At 51.7% G+C, this 15,960-nt stretch carries 17 protein-coding genes; 4 read left to right on the top strand and 13 right to left on the bottom strand.

Annotated elements, in window-relative coordinates; translation table 11 throughout:
- Positions 1–127: 127 nt before the first annotated feature.
- The 3 genes from NO989_RS20305 (at position 128) to hslU (ending at position 3,291) form a co-directional block, all read left to right on the top strand.
- Positions 128–727: an SPOR domain-containing protein gene (locus NO989_RS20305; protein WP_371343105.1), complete on the top strand. Its 600-nt coding sequence runs from the start codon at positions 128–130 to the stop codon at positions 725–727.
- Positions 728–1,356: 629 nt separating this feature from the next.
- Positions 1,357–1,881, top strand: coding sequence for an ATP-dependent protease subunit HslV (gene hslV / locus NO989_RS20300; protein ID WP_070126231.1), 525 nt, complete (start codon positions 1,357–1,359; stop codon positions 1,879–1,881).
- A gap of 78 nt (positions 1,882–1,959) precedes the next feature.
- Positions 1,960–3,291, top strand: a complete 1,332-nt coding sequence (gene hslU / locus NO989_RS20295) for an HslU--HslV peptidase ATPase subunit (RefSeq protein WP_371343104.1) — start codon at positions 1,960–1,962, stop codon at positions 3,289–3,291.
- Between the two features lie 128 nt (positions 3,292–3,419).
- Here the strand turns inward: hslU and NO989_RS20290 are convergent, their stop codons facing one another.
- From NO989_RS20290 to NO989_RS20260, 7 genes are read right to left on the bottom strand one after another with little or no spacing between them, the layout of a single operon-like run.
- Entirely contained in the window at positions 3,420–3,896 is a 477-nt protein-coding gene (locus NO989_RS20290) for a hypothetical protein (protein ID WP_371343103.1), read from the bottom strand.
- 24 nt (positions 3,897–3,920) lie between these two features.
- Positions 3,921–4,394: a cytochrome c gene (locus NO989_RS20285; RefSeq protein ID WP_371343102.1), complete on the bottom strand. Its 474-nt coding sequence runs from the start codon at positions 4,392–4,394 to the stop codon at positions 3,921–3,923.
- Positions 4,387–4,932 (bottom strand): methylamine dehydrogenase light chain, encoded by a 546-nt coding sequence (locus NO989_RS20280; RefSeq protein WP_371343101.1) that lies wholly within the window; start codon positions 4,930–4,932, stop codon positions 4,387–4,389. Before NO989_RS20280 ends, NO989_RS20285 begins: the two co-directional genes overlap by 8 nt.
- Positions 4,933–4,943: 11 nt before the next feature.
- Positions 4,944–5,546: a methylamine dehydrogenase gene (locus NO989_RS20275; protein WP_371343100.1), complete on the bottom strand. Its 603-nt coding sequence runs from the start codon at positions 5,544–5,546 to the stop codon at positions 4,944–4,946.
- Positions 5,539–6,102 carry a MauE/DoxX family redox-associated membrane protein gene (locus NO989_RS20270; RefSeq protein ID WP_371343099.1) on the bottom strand — a complete coding sequence of 188 codons (564 nt, stop codon included), beginning with the start codon at positions 6,100–6,102 and terminating at the stop codon, positions 5,539–5,541. Before NO989_RS20270 ends, NO989_RS20275 begins: the two co-directional genes overlap by 8 nt.
- A gap of 2 nt (positions 6,103–6,104) precedes the next feature.
- Positions 6,105–7,259 carry an amine dehydrogenase large subunit gene (locus NO989_RS20265; RefSeq protein ID WP_371343098.1) on the bottom strand — a complete coding sequence of 385 codons (1,155 nt, stop codon included), beginning with the start codon at positions 7,257–7,259 and terminating at the stop codon, positions 6,105–6,107.
- Positions 7,260–7,309: 50 nt separating this feature from the next.
- Positions 7,310–9,523, bottom strand: a complete 2,214-nt coding sequence (locus tag NO989_RS20260; protein ID WP_371343097.1) for a TonB-dependent receptor — start codon at positions 9,521–9,523, stop codon at positions 7,310–7,312.
- Positions 9,524–9,697: 174 nt separating this feature from the next.
- Here NO989_RS20260 and NO989_RS20255 point away from each other — a divergent pair, with 174 nt between their 5' ends.
- The gene (locus tag NO989_RS20255) at positions 9,698–10,354 is read left to right on the top strand and encodes a TetR/AcrR family transcriptional regulator (RefSeq protein ID WP_371343096.1); all 657 of its coding nucleotides are present in this window, start codon (positions 9,698–9,700) and stop codon (positions 10,352–10,354) included.
- Between the two features lie 124 nt (positions 10,355–10,478).
- Here NO989_RS20255 and NO989_RS20250 read toward each other — a convergent pair whose 3' ends face one another.
- From NO989_RS20250 to NO989_RS20225, 6 genes are all read right to left on the bottom strand, one after another.
- Positions 10,479–11,366 (bottom strand): hypothetical protein, encoded by an 888-nt coding sequence (locus NO989_RS20250; protein WP_300433606.1) that lies wholly within the window; start codon positions 11,364–11,366, stop codon positions 10,479–10,481.
- A 79-nt stretch (positions 11,367–11,445) separates the two neighbouring features.
- Complete coding sequence (locus NO989_RS20245; RefSeq protein WP_300433605.1) at positions 11,446–11,628, bottom strand: hypothetical protein; 183 nt, start codon at positions 11,626–11,628, stop codon at positions 11,446–11,448.
- A 59-nt stretch (positions 11,629–11,687) separates the two neighbouring features.
- The gene (locus NO989_RS20240) at positions 11,688–11,996 is read right to left on the bottom strand and encodes a hypothetical protein (RefSeq protein WP_371343095.1); all 309 of its coding nucleotides are present in this window, start codon (positions 11,994–11,996) and stop codon (positions 11,688–11,690) included.
- Between the two features lie 12 nt (positions 11,997–12,008).
- The gene (locus NO989_RS20235) at positions 12,009–12,251 is read right to left on the bottom strand and encodes a helix-turn-helix transcriptional regulator (protein ID WP_300433603.1); all 243 of its coding nucleotides are present in this window, start codon (positions 12,249–12,251) and stop codon (positions 12,009–12,011) included.
- Complete coding sequence (locus tag NO989_RS20230) at positions 12,241–14,403, bottom strand: peptidase domain-containing ABC transporter (RefSeq protein WP_300433602.1); 2,163 nt, start codon at positions 14,401–14,403, stop codon at positions 12,241–12,243. Before NO989_RS20230 ends, NO989_RS20235 begins: the two co-directional genes overlap by 11 nt.
- The gene (locus NO989_RS20225; RefSeq protein WP_300433601.1) at positions 14,403–15,656 is read right to left on the bottom strand and encodes an HlyD family secretion protein; all 1,254 of its coding nucleotides are present in this window, start codon (positions 15,654–15,656) and stop codon (positions 14,403–14,405) included. The genes NO989_RS20230 and NO989_RS20225 overlap by 1 nt, the downstream gene beginning before the upstream one ends.
- Positions 15,657–15,960: the final 304 nt, after the last annotated feature.

Genomic DNA, 15,960 nt, shown 5'->3' with positions numbered 1-15,960 from the left:
TGTGTATATGATTTTAATGTAAATCTACTGATCAATAGGGTGGGAAATTTATAGTCTCAAGGTCCGAAAAACGTACAATGCAGCCCCTCATACTTTAGCTTCCAACCAACTGAGCCTTTTCATTGCCTTGGCAGAAAAGCTGATTTCCAACCTTAGAATGCAAATAGCCGTTATTTTCACCTGGCCATTGGGCAAAGATATTGTCCAGGACAAAAATAACAATAAGCGGAAGCCGCCAGCCCCAGAGCAGAACAGAACCAAGATCTGGATGCGCCTGGTGGTGGTGATTATTGCCATTCTTGCACTGATTTATTTTCTGTTTTCAATTAAAGATAACGTGGACGAAACGGCTGATTCGACCATGGAGCAGTTGCCGCAAATCGTGGAAGAAGACGAACTGCCAGAAGTACCAAAAGAAGAGTGGGATTACATTAAGAGTTTGCCTGGCTACGAAGTGGAAGTAGAAGTCGCGGAACAGCAGAAATCGGACAAACTTTACTTGCTGCAATGTGGCTCATTCCGTACCCGTTCTCAAGCCGAAGAAATGAAAGCGAAAATTGCCTTCCAGGGCCTGGAAGCGCAGGTTCGTGCCACCACTGGCTCAAATGGCGAATGGTTCCGCGTGATTATGGGACCACTGCAAACTAAACGTGATGCAGAACGAGCCAAACACAGCCTCAGAAAAGTGAACATCACCACCTGCATGATCCTCACCTGGAACTTGTAGGTCGTCAGGCCCTTTCGCCAAAGTCAGAAAAGCCATTCCAAACACGCCGTAAACACATCCATGTGGGCTCGGCAGCAGCATCCCTGCTGCTGACGGTTTGGAATGGCTTTCCTTTCTTTGTCTGCGGGCCTGACTGTCGTTCGTCCGTGGGCTCACAACCTTGCTCGGCAGCCGCTTCCCTGCGGCTGTCGGTTCTGTCCCAGAATTTCTACAACCCCTGCGCTCAAGGTTCTTAGCTTTTTCCGTGAGCCCTACTACCCGTCCGCAAACTCACGACCACGCTCGGCAGCAGCATCCCTGCTGCTGACGGTTTGGAATGGCTTTTCTTTCTTTGTCTGCGGGCCTGACTTTCGTTCGTCCGTGGGCTCACAATCGCGCTCGGCAGCCGCTTCCCTGCGGTTGACGGTTCTGTACCAGGGTTTCCACAATTCCTACGCTCAAGGTTCTCATTTCACCTTCGCCAAATTGTGAACTCGTGGACAATGCCGCTCCAGGCCAGAAGAGTTCACAACACCTCGCTGTTCGCAGTTTCTCCCTTGAAAAAATAATGTCTTCCCCCACTTATCTCTTCATTGAAATTAATTTGCTGTGCGCGACGGCCAGCGACACCCGAAACATGGGGAAGTGTAGTGACTACTATTGTATCTGTAAGACGCGACAATCAGGTCGTAATTGCCGGGGACGGACAGGTTTCTCTGGGTAACACCGTAATGAAAGGTAACGCGAAAAAAGTGCGTCGCCTGTATCACAACAAAGTGCTGGCCGGTTTTGCGGGCGGTACTGCTGATGCGTTTACATTATTCGAGCGTTTTGAATCCAAGCTGGAAATGCATCAGGGCCATCTCACCCGCGCCGCGGTAGAACTGGCCAAAGATTGGCGTACAGACCGGGCGCTGCGCAAACTGGAAGCGCTGCTGGCAGTGGCCGATGAAACGGCTTCGTTTATCATTACTGGTAACGGTGATGTGGTGCAGCCAGAGAACGATTTAATTGCCATCGGTTCAGGCGGGAACTACGCGCAGGCAGCTGCCACGGCGCTGCTGGCGAATACCGATTTATCCGCGAAAGACATTGCTGAAAAAAGTCTGACCATCGCCGGTGATATCTGCGTATTTACCAATCATCACCAGACGGTTGAAGTACTGGATTATTAATATTCACAGGTTCGTACGCGACCATGCGCACGGGCCTGATTAGCGCCACGGGGCGGCATAAGTAAGAGAAGGTTTATTATGTCTGAAATGACACCCAGAGAAATTGTTCATGAGCTCGACCGTCACATTATCGGTCAGCAGGATGCCAAGCGTGCTGTGTCTATTGCACTGCGTAACCGCTGGCGTCGAATGCAGCTGCCAGAAGAGCTGCGCGTAGAAGTTACGCCTAAAAATATTCTGATGATTGGTCCTACCGGTGTGGGTAAAACGGAAATTGCCCGCCGCCTGGCGAAGCTGGCGAACGCACCTTTCATCAAGGTGGAAGCGACCAAGTTCACAGAAGTAGGTTATGTGGGTAAAGAAGTGGAAACCATTATCCGCGACCTGACTGATATTGCCGTAAAGCTCACCAAAGAGCAGGAAATGACTAAGGTGAAATTCCGCGCTGAAGAAGCGGCGGAAGAGCGCATTCTCGATGCCCTGTTGCCACCACCGGAAGATCCATGGGGCAAAAAGGAAGAAGTTGAGGACCGTGGTACCCGTCAGGCATTCCGCAAGAAGCTGCGTGAAGGACAGCTGGACGACAAAGAAATCGAGATTGACGTGGCACTGCCGCAAATGGGCGTGGAGATCATGGCGCCTCCTGGTATGGAAGACATGACCAATCAGCTGCAGTCCATGTTCCAGAACCTGAACTCTGACTCGCAGAAGAAAAAGAAAAAACTGAAAATCAAAGATGCGCTGAAAATGCTCATCGAGGAAGAAGCAGCGCGCCTGGTAAACCAGGAAGATCTGAAAGAAAAAGCCATCGAAGCAGTTGAGCAACACGGTATCGTGTTCATCGACGAAATCGACAAGATTTGTAAGCGTGAAGGCAACAACTCTGCGGACGTATCCCGTGAAGGTGTTCAGCGCGACCTGCTGCCGCTGGTGGAAGGCTCTACCGTCTCTACCAAGCATGGTATGGTGAAGACCGACCACATGCTGTTTATCGCGTCTGGTGCATTCCAGATGAGTAAGCCTTCAGATCTGATCCCGGAACTGCAGGGGCGTCTGCCTATCCGCGTTGAGCTGTCAGCGCTTAAAGTGGAAGACTTCGTTCGCATTCTGACTGAGCCAAAATCTGCACTGACTGAACAGTATCGTGCACTGATGGCTACCGAAGGCGTGACCATTGAATTCGAGGAATCAGGTATTCAGCGCATTGCCGAGGCGGCATGGCAGGTGAACGAGAAGCTGGAGAACATCGGTGCCCGTCGTCTGCACACTGTGCTTGAGCGCCTGATGGAAGATATCTCTTTCGACGCTTCTGAGAAGTCAGGACAAACCTTTGTTATCGACAAAGCCTACGTGGATTCGCACCTCGAAACGCTGGTGGACAATGAAGATCTGAGCCGCTTTATTCTGTAAGGCATACGCTCATGATAAGAAGGCAGCAGAGACTCACGTCCTGCTGCCTTTTTTGTTTTCAACACGTTAGTAGCTAACCCGGAAAAAAGACCCTGTCCGCAACGGATAACGGACAGAGCCAACGGAGTTCATCCTCCGGGGGATTCATTCTTTTCACGAACAGTCGAAGAAAGCGGTGCCTGCGTAGCCGCTAAGCTATCAACAAGGTTTTGCCTGACTTCATACACATTCGTCATTTTCTCTCCACGATGGGCGCGTACTTCTTCTGCGGTAAATGCGGTGTGATTGTCGACTTTCACAATATCGTTGGCGATATAATTAAGCACATCTGCAAGTGCTCCATCGGTGAGTGGGGAGTTGGCTGCGCCTGGTACACTTATCCAATAACGTCTTCCCGCTTCGGAATGCATAAATGCATCTCCATGCTCATGAAAATCCGGCGTTTGCGGTGGCATGCCTGATCCACTGGCTTTGTGGCATCCCTGACATTGCAGCATGTAATTGGTCTGCGCCCGGGTAAGGCCTTTGGCGCTGGCAGACTGCAATGCGCCCGTAAGTAGGAGTAGGCCCAGGCCCAGCATCGAAAGTTTGGTTACATTCCCCATAGCTCATCCCTTTAATACTGTGGTTCAGTCGTCTAACTGCTGGCGAAGTGCATGGCTTGAAGGCAGTGATTTGTCTGCTATTTTCTTGCGTACTGCAGCCACGTCTTCAGCGCTAACTGGCGTCGCTTCTGCAAGTGGCGATTTTGCAATGCCCGTGAGTACGTAACTCAGAACGCCGGCAACTTCATCGTCACTCAGAGTAGGAGCAAACGCCTGCATAAATCCGGCGTACGTTTGTCCCTGCGATTTAATTGGCCCGTTAAGCCCTTGTAGCACCACACTGATGAGATATTCCTTTCCGCCTTCTTTCTCGAAAGTTGCAGGTAGGTTAACCAGTGGCGGAAATGCGCCGGGTAGCCCTTCTCCAGTGGCAAGATGACAGGCAGCGCAGGTAGTAAATACGGTTTTGCCGTCTCTTCCTTCAGCAAGGCTGGCGGTAGTGTTTAGTCCCATGGCTGCGCAGAGCGCAGCCATGGCAATAGAGCGTATCTTACGCATCAACGGCCACCCCCAACACCACGCCGGTAGAGCAGGTGTACACATTACTGCTGGTACCCAGGCACCAGTTGATGTCGTTGTTAGATTGCGGGCGGTATACCGGTTTGTCGTTTTCGTTGCGATTACATAAGCAGCGACCACAGCTGGTTTTACCGCAACAGTCGTTGTACGAAATAATGTAATCCTTACCGTCTGCAGGGTTGCGACAAGTGCCAATCCAGGTGATGGGCGACATTTCGGTGCCCGGCGGACAACTCGATGCCGTGCCACCACAGCATGAACACAGGAAGCCGTCGATGGCACAGTAACGCCAGTAATCACAACTGGTAGGATCGCCGGGATCACCGTCCAGATTGGACACCTGAGAGCCCACACCAGGATACGCGCCGGATGATTCGGAGGCCCGGGCAACAGGCAGCAGAGGAATCGCAGCCGCGCCCACCATGAGTTTGGAAATATTGGTCAGCAGGTGTCGGCGCGACGTATTCTGCGCCACCTTGCGGGAGCCACGCTCCATGAGTTTATCGAGAAATTTCATCAGTTTGCTCCTTACGCGTAGTTCTTCTGCATGTATTCCTGAAGACTTGCATAGCCAGTCTCTTTCACATTGAACAGGCTTTCGATGTGCTCACGGGAATTCACAATACCCATGGCCTGCAGCGTGCCTTTTTCATCAATCAGCACGGCATAGGGCAGTTTCGCCACGCCGAAGCTTTTGCCGACAAGTTCAGAATTAACAAAGTTGGACTGCTCGAGTTTCTGCACAGCAATGAAGGTATCCATCTCTGTGGAAGAACCGTCAGAAGCGAACACCAGATCCACCCAGCTCTGTTCTTCTTTGGCAATTGATTTAGCTACGCCAATGAGTGATTTACACATGGGGCAGGTGGGGGAAACGAAGAACAGCAACTGACATTTTTCCACCGGTGATTTACCGCCGATGTGCAGCGTCTGTTGATTCTTCAGATTGATGACATCCAGTTCCGGTGCATCCTGACCTACCTTAAGCTGTTTGTTAATAGACAGTGCCCCTGCTGGTGCAACACGCTCGTAAAGCACGCCAATCTGACGAACCAGAGCAAACACCATCGTTGCCAGCACAATAACGGCAATCCATAAAATAACGTTTGAAGCGATGAGTAAATTAGTCATGACGTAACCTCAGGTTTTTCAGTAAAGCGTGGTTTTCCAGCAAGCCATCGATGCTGCTGTATGTGATAAAAAGTAACAGTGAGAAAGTGATGCCCATCAGCCATTCTGACAGCGTACCTGTGCTCGCTTGTTGAGTGAGGTGAAATACTGCCACCAGTGCCAGCAGCGCCAGATTACGCATGACCAGAATCGCCGGTTTCACGCTGGCTTCACCGCCATTCAGCGAGCAGCCACAATCGGCAAGAGAGCGACCCGTGAGCATGGCAAAGCCCAGAAACGCGGCATAGGTCAGCAGCAGGCCGCCAAGCAGCAGCGTCGTCACCGCCGTTGCCTGTAAAGCAAAGGCAACTAGTGCAACCGAAATGACACTGATTTCTAAGAAGGGCACGATGCCCGCGAGGGTCAGCGCCAGGTTGCCTGGCAACATCTCGTAACCCACCAGTGCCTGACGGAACTGTCCGGGGGCGCGAAGTTTGTGACTGGCACTGGCAAGTACGAGGGAGAGCAGAAACCCCAGTACGCCAATGTGCACAACCTGCAGAAGTGAACTCAGCATGCTCATCTCCCTTTGTGCAGCACAATAGGCATGGTGGAATCGCCAACGGTGATAAAGCGCTGGTATTCACCATCGGTGTTGTACACATCCAGACCCATTTCGGTGTTGGTCACTACCAGCAGCGGATTGTCGCCACGGGTCAGTTCAATGGAGAACGCATTTTTCTTCAGCTCGATGCGCTTTGTGCGTTTTTGTGTGGTGGTGTCGTACACCCAGATTTCCTCACCTCCGAACTTATGACTGCCGTTATAACCGTTCTTGTGCATCACCACGTACAGCAGTTTGCTGTCGTCGGAGGTGGCAAACTGCCAGCCGCCTGGACACCAGTTGTCTTTGGCATCTTCCTCGCTGACCAGTGACCATACCGGTAACAGTTTGGCGTCAGGCGTGGTCAGATCTACCGGCTGTACTTTGCTGTGGTAAGAGAAGAAGTACGCGGTATCACCGATGTACACCGGCTTGTCGAACAGCGGGTCATCGTCCACGCTGAAAAACGGAGGAATGTCGGTGCGTTTGGTTTCCTGACCGCTGTCGTCAAAGGCGATGGTTTTCATACCGCCGTTGCCGCACAGTGAAGCAAAGCCATGATCGCCGGCAGGATAAATCAGGTTACAACCGGCAATGCTGATTTCATTCATCAGTTCACCGCTGTCGGTATCCATGATGATGACCGAAGCCGCCGGTGTGAACGCCAGGATCAGCAGGTACTTGTCGTCATTCACCAGTTTCAGCATGTATTTGCTGGCAACGATTTGGGCGCGGTTTTTGTTCGGCAGAATGACTTCTTTGGTTTTTTTCAGCGTGGCTTTGTCGTAAATCGAAATCACGTCAGTGCGCTCACCGCTGGTGCCCCGCGAATAAAAGGATTCCGCAACATAAAGCAGTGGTTTTTCTTTCGATTCCACAAAGTTCGCCATCATCGATGCGTCTACAAAGCCTTTGTATTCTTTGGTGTCTGCGGCCACATCGACAATTACCACACGGCCTGCGATCATCGCGTTAAAATTCACATCGTGGGCAAAAATCCACGAGTCCGGGTAAGTCGACGGCAGGGTCGCTACCGACGGAATAGGTTCCGGCTCAAGTTCCGCCATGGCAGGCAAACCGACGCACGCCATCAGTAACGCGGGTAATGCCTTAAGCATCTTTTTTTGCATGTTCTGTATTCCCTGTAATGTTGAGTTTAAGAAATGAAGTCGCGGGCTTGTCAGAACCACGAGTATTTAAATGACACGCCCCACCATCTGGGTTTGCCGTAGTACTGTTCGGTGAGGCCAAACACGTCCATACCAGAGAGGTCGAAAGCCTGTACGATGTATTCTTCGTCTCCCAGATTGTCCACGAAGGCACTAAGCTGCCAGGTATCGTCCGCAGAGGTGTAAGTCACCTTAGCGTTGTAAACGGTGTAGGCGTCCTGCTGCACGGTTTCGGCATCAGAGAGGGCGAATTTCACGTCGTCACGGAAGACAAAGTCAGCCTGAAAAGCGAGGTAACCTGCATCAAGCTCCATGTTGTAACGGACCAGACCGTTGTAGTTCCATTCCGGCGACTGTACCGGACGGGACTTTGAGCCATCAGCCAATTCGGCTTCCGCATCGTTATAGGCGGCACCCAGCATCACATCCCAGTTGTCACCGAGGTGACCCTGATATTCCACTTCGAAGCCGTTTGCCGAGGCGTCCGGTGAGTTAATGGTGATGGTGTCCAGGCCAATAATGTTGAACACCTGATAGTTGCTGTAATCGTAGTAATACGCTGCTGCATTCAACCGGCCGTAGTCTCCGAGGCGGGTTTTCACGCCGATTTCGTAGGCATCCAGATGTTCAGGATCGAAAGAGAGCGTGGCATCGTTGTAGTCGTTGGGGGGGGCCAGCGGAAAGATTGGTGCGTTGTAGCCGCCACCTTTCACCCCGCGGTTGTAACTGATGTAGGTCAGCACGTCCTTGGTGGGCGTCCAGTTAAGCTGCAAGCGTCCTGCCACTTCGGTATCTTCACGGCTGGCGGTGTACTCGCCGAGAACGCCTTGCAGTACCATATTGTCGGCATCGGCAAATCCCGGCTCCGAAGATGGGTCGAGGAACTCCATGGCTGTTACAGAGAAATCAAAGTCTTTCTCGTCATGGATCACACGTAATCCCGCAATCATCGTCAGATCATCGGCCAGCGGATATTCAATCTGCGCGAATACTGAGGTAGAGGTGAGGTCTGACTGGTACGGATTGTACAAACCGCCTTCACTGCCAGCAGCAGTGACACCGCCACCGCCAATCAGTGGCTCAGAAATGGCACCGTTGGAATCGTTGATGTCCAGATCCAGATAATAAGCGCCGGCTACCCAGAGCAGATCGCCAACAGACCCTTCCAGCCTGAGTTCCTGGGAAAACTGCTCAGCATCAGTGGTGAGGAAGAAGTTGAAGAACGATACCGGCGACGCGTCGCTGTCTTCAATGTAGGTCCGCTCAACGGTGGAAAAGTCAGTGATGGACACCAGTTTCAGGTCGTCGTTAATCTGCCAGTTCAGCGTGGCCGTTGCGCCCTTGGTTTCCAGTTCGTTGAAGCCCGGATCGTCATAGTCACCGGCATATACATCGCCGTCGTTGTCGATGTATTCCAGAATCGGATTCATTTCGGTAGGTGTAAGTTCGCCAGCACGAATTGAACTCACGTTTTCAAAAAAGCCGGTATCAATATCCTGCTTACTGTAACGAACGTTGAGCAGCGCATCGAAGTTATCCGTTGGTGTGAACAGTAACTGAGCGCGCACGGTTTTATCATCGGCGTTATTCAGATCGTTGCCGGTATAGCGGTTCTCCACGTAGCCGTCAGCTTTGTTGATATTGACCGATACCCGGGCGGCCAGCGTATCGGTAAGACCGCCACCCACTGCGCCTTCAAATTTTTTCTGTGAATAGTCGCCGAGGGTCACTTTGGCGTAGGCATCAAAATCCTGAGTCGGCTTGCGGGTGATGAAGTGCACCAGGCCACCTGTGGCGTTACGTCCAAACAGCGTGCCCTGCGGGCCGCGGAGAATTTCTACCCGTTCTACATCGAACAGGCTGAAACCTGCGCCGGACATCTGGCTGATGTACACTTCATCCACGTAAAGCGCTACCGGGCTTTCCACGTTAGTGGTGAAATCCGAGTTAGTTACGCCACGTATGCCTACCGAGTAGTTTGCCTCGCCGTTGGGCTGCACAGTTTGTACACCCGGAGCCATGGCTGTAACCTGCTGGGCGTTCTCAAAACCCAGCGCTTCAAGCTGGTCACCGGTAAGCGCAGTAATCGCGATACCAACATCCTGGACACTCTGTTCACGCTTTTGTGCAACAACACTAATTTCTTCAAACACTTGTTGTGCGTATGATACTGAATGGCCGCTCACCATCAGTGCCACTGCAAAAGCAATTTTGCTCTTTTTCATGTGGTTTCCCTCAGTCGCAAAAAAATAATTGTTTTTGTGTGTCCTGAGTGGACAAGAGCAACATTTGCGCCAAAACTAGTACAGGTGAACTATTTTGGATTTAATCCCGTTAGGTTCATGGCAGTTATTAACGTATACTTAACATGGTATTTTTCAGGAATTCAGGAGTTCGGCTTGTCACCAAACAGACTCAGTGAGCAGAGTGAAACAGGGGGAAAACGCGGGCCATATAAAGCCGGTCTGGAGCGTCAGAAACAGATCCTGGTGGAAGCGAGAAATCTGCTGATTGAAGAGGGCTACCATAACTTTTCCATTCGTAAAGTAGCGAAACGTGTTGGTATCTCTGCTGGTAATCTTCAGCACCATTTTGCTACCCGCGATGAGCTGGTGGCAGCCATGCTCGATCATGTGATTAGTGTTTACTTACTTCGTTTGGAAGAGCTTAAAAAAGAGGCTTCATCACCTAAAGAATGCCTGCAGAATGTGATCGAATTTGTCACCCGGGATTTGCAGACCAGAGAGACAACAATTTTCTTCCCGGAGATATGGTCGCTGTCGAATCATGATGATCACATCAATAAACTGATGGAACACATGTACGAAGTTTATCGCAAGGTTTACCAGGACATTTCGCTACAGATGAATCCGGATTTAACTGTCGAGCAGGGGCGACTGATTGCGTTGTTTATTTCTGCCACGATTGAAGGTCACACCATGTTTATTGGCTATCAGAAATCGGACGCTTATGCCTGCGAACCGGTTATCAAAATGATTGTGAATATGGCCGTTCAGATCATCGAAAGCGGCGATGTCCCCCTGGTTTCTGGTTAAAATAAAAGCACTAAAATGGTACGTCTGTACTAGTTATGCACCAAAAATGTTCATATATTAAACACCGGCTTCGCTAAATTGCCCCCGATTGAGTGAACTTCGGGATCAGGTGAAAGCTGGTGGGTCAGTCACAGTTAATCAGCGCCTGTACCAGAGTCTCGGTAATCGGCAAGCCGGTTTCTGCCTCGAAGCGACAGAACATGGGGGCCGGATTCGCCTCCAGAAAAATGAATTCTCCCTTGCTGTTGCGCCGCCAGTCGATGGCGCACCATTTCATGCCGAACTGCAGACAAATTGCCACGCACAGCGCTTCAACATCCTGCGGTATCACAATGGCTTCGGCATAAGCCATCTCATCAATACGGTAGTCAGGCTGGTCTGAATAAATGGCCGCCGCGAAAACACGGGACCCGATGACGAAGGTTCTGACATCGTCGCCTTCAATACATTCCTGCACGGTTACCGGCAGACGCTCCGACGATACTGATAGTTGCGCTGCCGGGTTATCCCGGTTGATTAATACGGTGTGCGACCCGCCGAAAACTGGTTTGATGATGGCACGCTCATGACGCTGACAGAAATGCTGCAGGCGAACCATGTCATTACTGATCAGAGTCTCCGGGATCATCGCACCAAGTTGAAACGCCTCCCGGAGCTGTACCGGTTTTGCCTGATGAAAGCGAACGGCCGGTAGCGGATTGAACCAGTGTTCAGTGCGATGGTAGAAGAGCGGGGAGAGGGAACTGAGGGCATTTTTGCTGTCTACGGCATTGCGGGTGGCGGGAGGATAGTAGCGCTGCCAGAAGAAACTGCAGAACTGATCGATTTCGAAAACTTCTTGGTCGACCAAAAGAGCGAAGCTGTCAGCTTTCGGTTCACAGACCGCTGAAAGTGAATCAGGGCAGCTGTTGGTGTTTACAATGAGCGGACCGGCGCCAGCGTCCCTGAGTGCAGAGGTCAGGTGCTGGATTTGGAGATCGTCTTTACTGCCGAGAACGAGAATGTCAGTCATAGGGAATGTTTCCTGCTGAAAAAATACGGCATCGCGACGACCTCTGGACAGCTGCCAACGTCGCGATGCGGCTGGGCGATTACCAGATTGATTCTTCCGGATAGTCGCCACCTTCCTCGTACAGCGCCAGCGTGTGATAACGCGGCGGAATGAGCTTGGGCTTTTCATCGCGTTCGTACGGCAGTGTGATGATGTCTGCGCCAGCCACAGCATTTACAGATGCTTCGTTAAGTACTTCAGGGGTGGTAGTCATTGATTTCATAGTGTTCTCCTTGAACGTTTATCATTCCATTGGTGTTGTTGCTAATTATGCAACAGGATTTAGTTTACGGTTTCTTCTTCGGGTGTCTGCTGTCTGAAAGTCCGGTTGTTGCCAACTTTCGGTTTCAGGTAAGGCGAATCCTGAATAGTGTCCGACACGCCCTGCAGGTAGCTGCTGAGAATAGTTTCTCTGAGGCTCAGCACCCAGCAGATATTAAAGGTGAAGCCCACGACCCACATGTTCGGCTGCAGGCCGGTGATAGCGAAATAAATCAGGCAGCAAAGTGATGCCGCCGCGATAGGAACCAGACTGTTTACCAGCATCAGCTCGGTTTCGAATGTCACGGTGTTTCTGATCCGAAAGCCCATGGTGTTATTCCGTTATTCAGACTGCAGGGACGGCTGATGAAACTGGCGATAATAGGACGCCATCAGACTGGTGCGGTTACGAATGTCGAGCTTGCGATAAATATTCGCACAGTGAAATTTTACCGTTCGTTCGCTGATAAAAAGCTGTGTCGCGATACGCTTGTTTGGCAGGCCTTCCATAATTTTGTAGGCGACCTGCAGTTCACGACGGGACAGCTGATCGAGGCGCTCGTTGATAGTGTGGTCATTGCTCATGTTGATTCTCCTTGGGGGTAGAAAGGTTAGGTGTCGCGTGCCCCGCGACAGGGTGTAATTTGCCGTTTCGCAACTCGAAAACACGATCTGCCAGCGCGATGGTTTGTGGCCGGTGGGCGATGATGATGCGGGTGATGCGAAGTTGTCTCAGATTGTGGTTAATCTGCGCTTCGTTGCCCATGTCCAGATGACTGCTGGCTTCATCCAGAAACAGAATATCCGGCTGCTGGTAGAGCGCACGGGCGAGCATTATGCGTTGCACCTGTCCGCCGCTGAGGGTGCTGCCCATGTCACCCACCAGTGTCTGGTATTGCATTGGCATAGCGATGATTTCCTGGTGGATACAGGCGAGTTGCGCCGCTGCGGTGGCGAGTTTGATGTCGGGTGTGTCGGTATATCCGGATATATTTTCCAGAATGGAACCACTCAGCAGCGAATCATCCTGATAAACCGCAGCGGACCGTCCTTTTAACGCGCCATGACTTACCTGATGGCCGCCAAAAGAGATACTGCCGCTGGTTACATCATTGATACCGGTAATGCATTTGAGTAAGGTGGATTTTCCGCTGCCACTCTTACCGGTAATCGCAATAACCTCGCCGGCGTCGACATGCAACGAAATTTTGTCGAGCACAGGAGAAGACAGACTATCATAGCGGAAGGTCACCTCACTGAGGGTCAGTGCGGGCGGTGTTGCGTTCTGGCTTTCAACTTGCGGCGATAATGGCTGAACAGGCTCACACAGCACAATGTCAGACAGTCTTTCGAGGTGAAGTGAGAGCATACGCCATTCAAGTGCTGTAGAGACCAGGCTGTCGAATGCGGTGACAAAGCGATTTTTATAGCTGATAAACGCATAGAGCATCCCTACTGTGAATGCATTCTCCATCGCCATGGACGCACCGAAATAAATCACCAGCAGGTTCTCGACGCCGCTGACAAACTGTTTTGCCAGCGTGTTTCGCATCCGCCATTTGCCAATATGGATGTCGGCGTTGAGCGACGCGGTGAGTTTATTCAGCCAACTGGCATGCCGGCTCACTTCCTGATCAAATTGCTTAACGGTTTGAATGGCGCGGATTGATTCAATGAAATGACTTTGTTCTTTTGCACCCTGCACCAGTTTTTCTGCATGATGTGGGCGCTCGCTCTGGTAAGCGATGAGCCGGTAGACGGCGTACCCAATTGCGGTGCCCAGGACAATACTGGCGAGTACCGGTGCATAGATAAACATCACTATCAGGGTTACTACGGCCATCAATCCATCCATGATAACGGTGATAAACCGTGCGCTGACAAAGTCCCGTAACGCTGCCAGCGAGCCGAACCGTGAGATAATGTCACCGGTATGACGACTGTGAAACCAGCCAAGCGGTAAGCGCAGAAGGTGGGCAAACACACGGGCGCTCATCAGCAGTTGCAGGCGGCTGGTAAAGTGCAGAAGTACATGCTGGCGGAGCAGAGAGGCAATGCATTCGATGCACAGAAACAGACCAAAGCCGAGGGTGAGAGCCAGCAGGTAGTCGTCTGCACCGGCGGGCAGGGCTTCATCTACCACAATCTGCATATAGTAGGGGGAAAGCAGGGCGAAGCACTGAATCACCAGTGTGATTATAAAGGTGATGAACAGTGTCCGGCGTAGTCCACTGATTTTGTGAAACAGCGTGGTGAGTTTCAGTAGCGGTCCACCACTTTCCGGTTCAAAATCCGGCTCCGGCCAGGCTTCAAGGGCAATGCCGGTAAAGTGTTTCGATGCTTCCTCAAAACTGATAGTACGCTTACCCTGCGCAGGATCGTGGATCACAATACCGCGCCGTGTCACCCTGGATAACACCACAAAATGTTTCATGTCCCAGTGCAGGATACACGGGGTCTGTAACTCTCCCAGTGATGAGAGTTCGAGGCGTAAAGGACGGGTAGACAGTGACAGCACTCTGGCCAGTGACATCAGATCGCCCAGCGTGGCGCCTTTCATTGATAAACCGTACTGCTGACGCAGCTCCCGCAGTGAACGTTTGTCACCGTGTGCCTGCAGGATCATGCACAGGCAGGCAAGTCCGCACTCTGCCGCTTCAGCCTGATAGATAACCGGCGGACGTGGCTGACCGGAAAAGCCGTTGAACGGGTTGGAAGAGACAAGTGTTGTGCTCATCACCACGCTCCTTTTACGGCATATAGAGGCGATAGCAGCCAGTCGATGAAGCTGGTTTCACGGGTTGTTACATCAGCGCTGAATGTCATCCCGCTACGCAGTGCTGACAGCTCGCCGAAATTGGCAATACTCTGCGCCGACAGCGTTACATCAATCAGGTAGGCCGGCTCGTTCAGCACGACAGGCTGGCGCTGGCGCGTTTCTGCCGGCATGATGTCATCCGCTATCCGGCTTACAGTACCTTCGAGTACGCCAAATTGCTGATAAGGGAAGGCATCCAGTTTGATGCGCACTGACTGGCCTGGTTCGATTTGCCCGGCAGTATGTGCGGGAAGCAGCAGCTGGCCATGGAGCTGTCGGTTTTCAGGGATGATGGCAAGCAGCGGACGTGCTGAAGAAATATATTCGCCGACCTGAGTATCCAGATCGGCAACCAGTCCTCCGACAGAGGCAGTAATAACGCGCTGATGCTGGCTGTCCCACTGCAGGATCTGATTTTTCAGGTTACTGAGCTGGTGCTCAATATCCAGTCGCTCCTGACGGTGAAGCGCGGGCAGGCGAGCGAGTTCATTTTCCGCCTCTTTTAATTGTGCGGCTTTAGCGGCATGTTCACGCTGATACTCAAGACGCTCCTGCTCGAGAGTCAATACGGTGCCTGTAGCGTTTCGATGATCGTTTTTCGCCAGCAGGCGGGCATCAGCGAGCTTCTTCACCGACCGTTCTGCGTCTCTGGCCAGGCTGACCCGTAGGGCTACTACCTCCGTCAGACCAGCCAGCCGGGAGATGTCATTTTTAAGTTCGGAAATGCGGTGTTCGAGATTCTGCTGATTCAGGCGCTGAGTTGTGCTCAGATCTTCCCGTCGCTGCTGTAGATGTGACTGCTGTGACAAATACTCATTAAGAATGGCGGAATGCACAGCTTCGCCGTTATTGAGCGTTTGCCCGCTGTCAATCTGGAGTAGCGGATCACCCTCACTTACGATGTCCCCGTTTCGCACCATGAGCCTGCTAATACGGCCGCTCTGATTATCCGAATAAACCCGTACGCTGCCGGAAGTGGTTTCCAGCCATCCGTTTACCCGGGTGAAGGTTTTATACTGCTGGGTGTTCAGGTACCACATCAGTGCAATCACCCAGACCAGAATTGTCAGTATCAGTAGTCGTGCGGATAACGATGGAAGCACAAAAGCGCCACCCTGATCTGAGGCAAACTGATAACTCACTGCTTCCTGTCTGAATAAACCCTGCTGCATAAATACTCCCTGAAAGTCAAAAAGCACCGACAGATTGTCCTGGTCACTTCCCTGCTGAATGATGAATCCCTGGCATCACAATCCCTGACGCCTCCGTTTCAAACCATCAGGACAATCTGTCGGTAAACATCAGCGTCCTGCTGACGGTTCAAAATTTAGGCGTTGATGGAATAGTGCGCTTTTCAGCGCGGGACGAGAGGTTAGTAGAGGGCGTTTTTTGTGCAATATGGGGTTCTAGGGATTTTCCCCTCTAAAAAGACATAATCCTCTGTAGACCACACCAATAAATGGCTGCGGAGGTGGT

It is taken from the genome of Alteromonas sp. DY56-G5, assembly GCF_041414725.1.
Classification (GTDB): domain Bacteria; phylum Pseudomonadota; class Gammaproteobacteria; order Enterobacterales; family Alteromonadaceae; genus Alteromonas; species Alteromonas macleodii.
This window is presented reverse-complemented; position numbering and strand designations above follow the sequence as displayed.

Coding starts and splice junctions, on each gene's coding strand:
- NO989_RS20250 (WP_300433606.1), bottom strand. CDS start 11,366: ATGACTGACATTCTCGTTCTCGGCAGTAAAGACGATCTCCAAATCCAG.
- NO989_RS20280 (WP_371343101.1), bottom strand. CDS start 4,932: ATGAAATTTCTCGATAAACTCATGGAGCGTGGCTCCCGCAAGGTGGCG.
- NO989_RS20225 (WP_300433601.1), bottom strand. CDS start 15,656: ATGCAGCAGGGTTTATTCAGACAGGAAGCAGTGAGTTATCAGTTTGCC.
- NO989_RS20230 (WP_300433602.1), bottom strand. CDS start 14,403: ATGAGCACAACACTTGTCTCTTCCAACCCGTTCAACGGCTTTTCCGGT.
- NO989_RS20285 (WP_371343102.1), bottom strand. CDS start 4,394: ATGCGTAAGATACGCTCTATTGCCATGGCTGCGCTCTGCGCAGCCATG.
- NO989_RS20240 (WP_371343095.1), bottom strand. CDS start 11,996: ATGGGCTTTCGGATCAGAAACACCGTGACATTCGAAACCGAGCTGATG.
- NO989_RS20275 (WP_371343100.1), bottom strand. CDS start 5,546: ATGACTAATTTACTCATCGCTTCAAACGTTATTTTATGGATTGCCGTT.
- NO989_RS20290 (WP_371343103.1), bottom strand. CDS start 3,896: ATGGGGAATGTAACCAAACTTTCGATGCTGGGCCTGGGCCTACTCCTA.
- NO989_RS20235 (WP_300433603.1), bottom strand. CDS start 12,251: ATGAGCAATGACCACACTATCAACGAGCGCCTCGATCAGCTGTCCCGT.
- hslU (WP_371343104.1), top strand. CDS start 1,960: ATGTCTGAAATGACACCCAGAGAAATTGTTCATGAGCTCGACCGTCAC.
- NO989_RS20270 (WP_371343099.1), bottom strand. CDS start 6,102: ATGCTGAGTTCACTTCTGCAGGTTGTGCACATTGGCGTACTGGGGTTT.
- NO989_RS20260 (WP_371343097.1), bottom strand. CDS start 9,523: ATGAAAAAGAGCAAAATTGCTTTTGCAGTGGCACTGATGGTGAGCGGC.
- NO989_RS20245 (WP_300433605.1), bottom strand. CDS start 11,628: ATGAAATCAATGACTACCACCCCTGAAGTACTTAACGAAGCATCTGTA.
- NO989_RS20265 (WP_371343098.1), bottom strand. CDS start 7,259: ATGCAAAAAAAGATGCTTAAGGCATTACCCGCGTTACTGATGGCGTGC.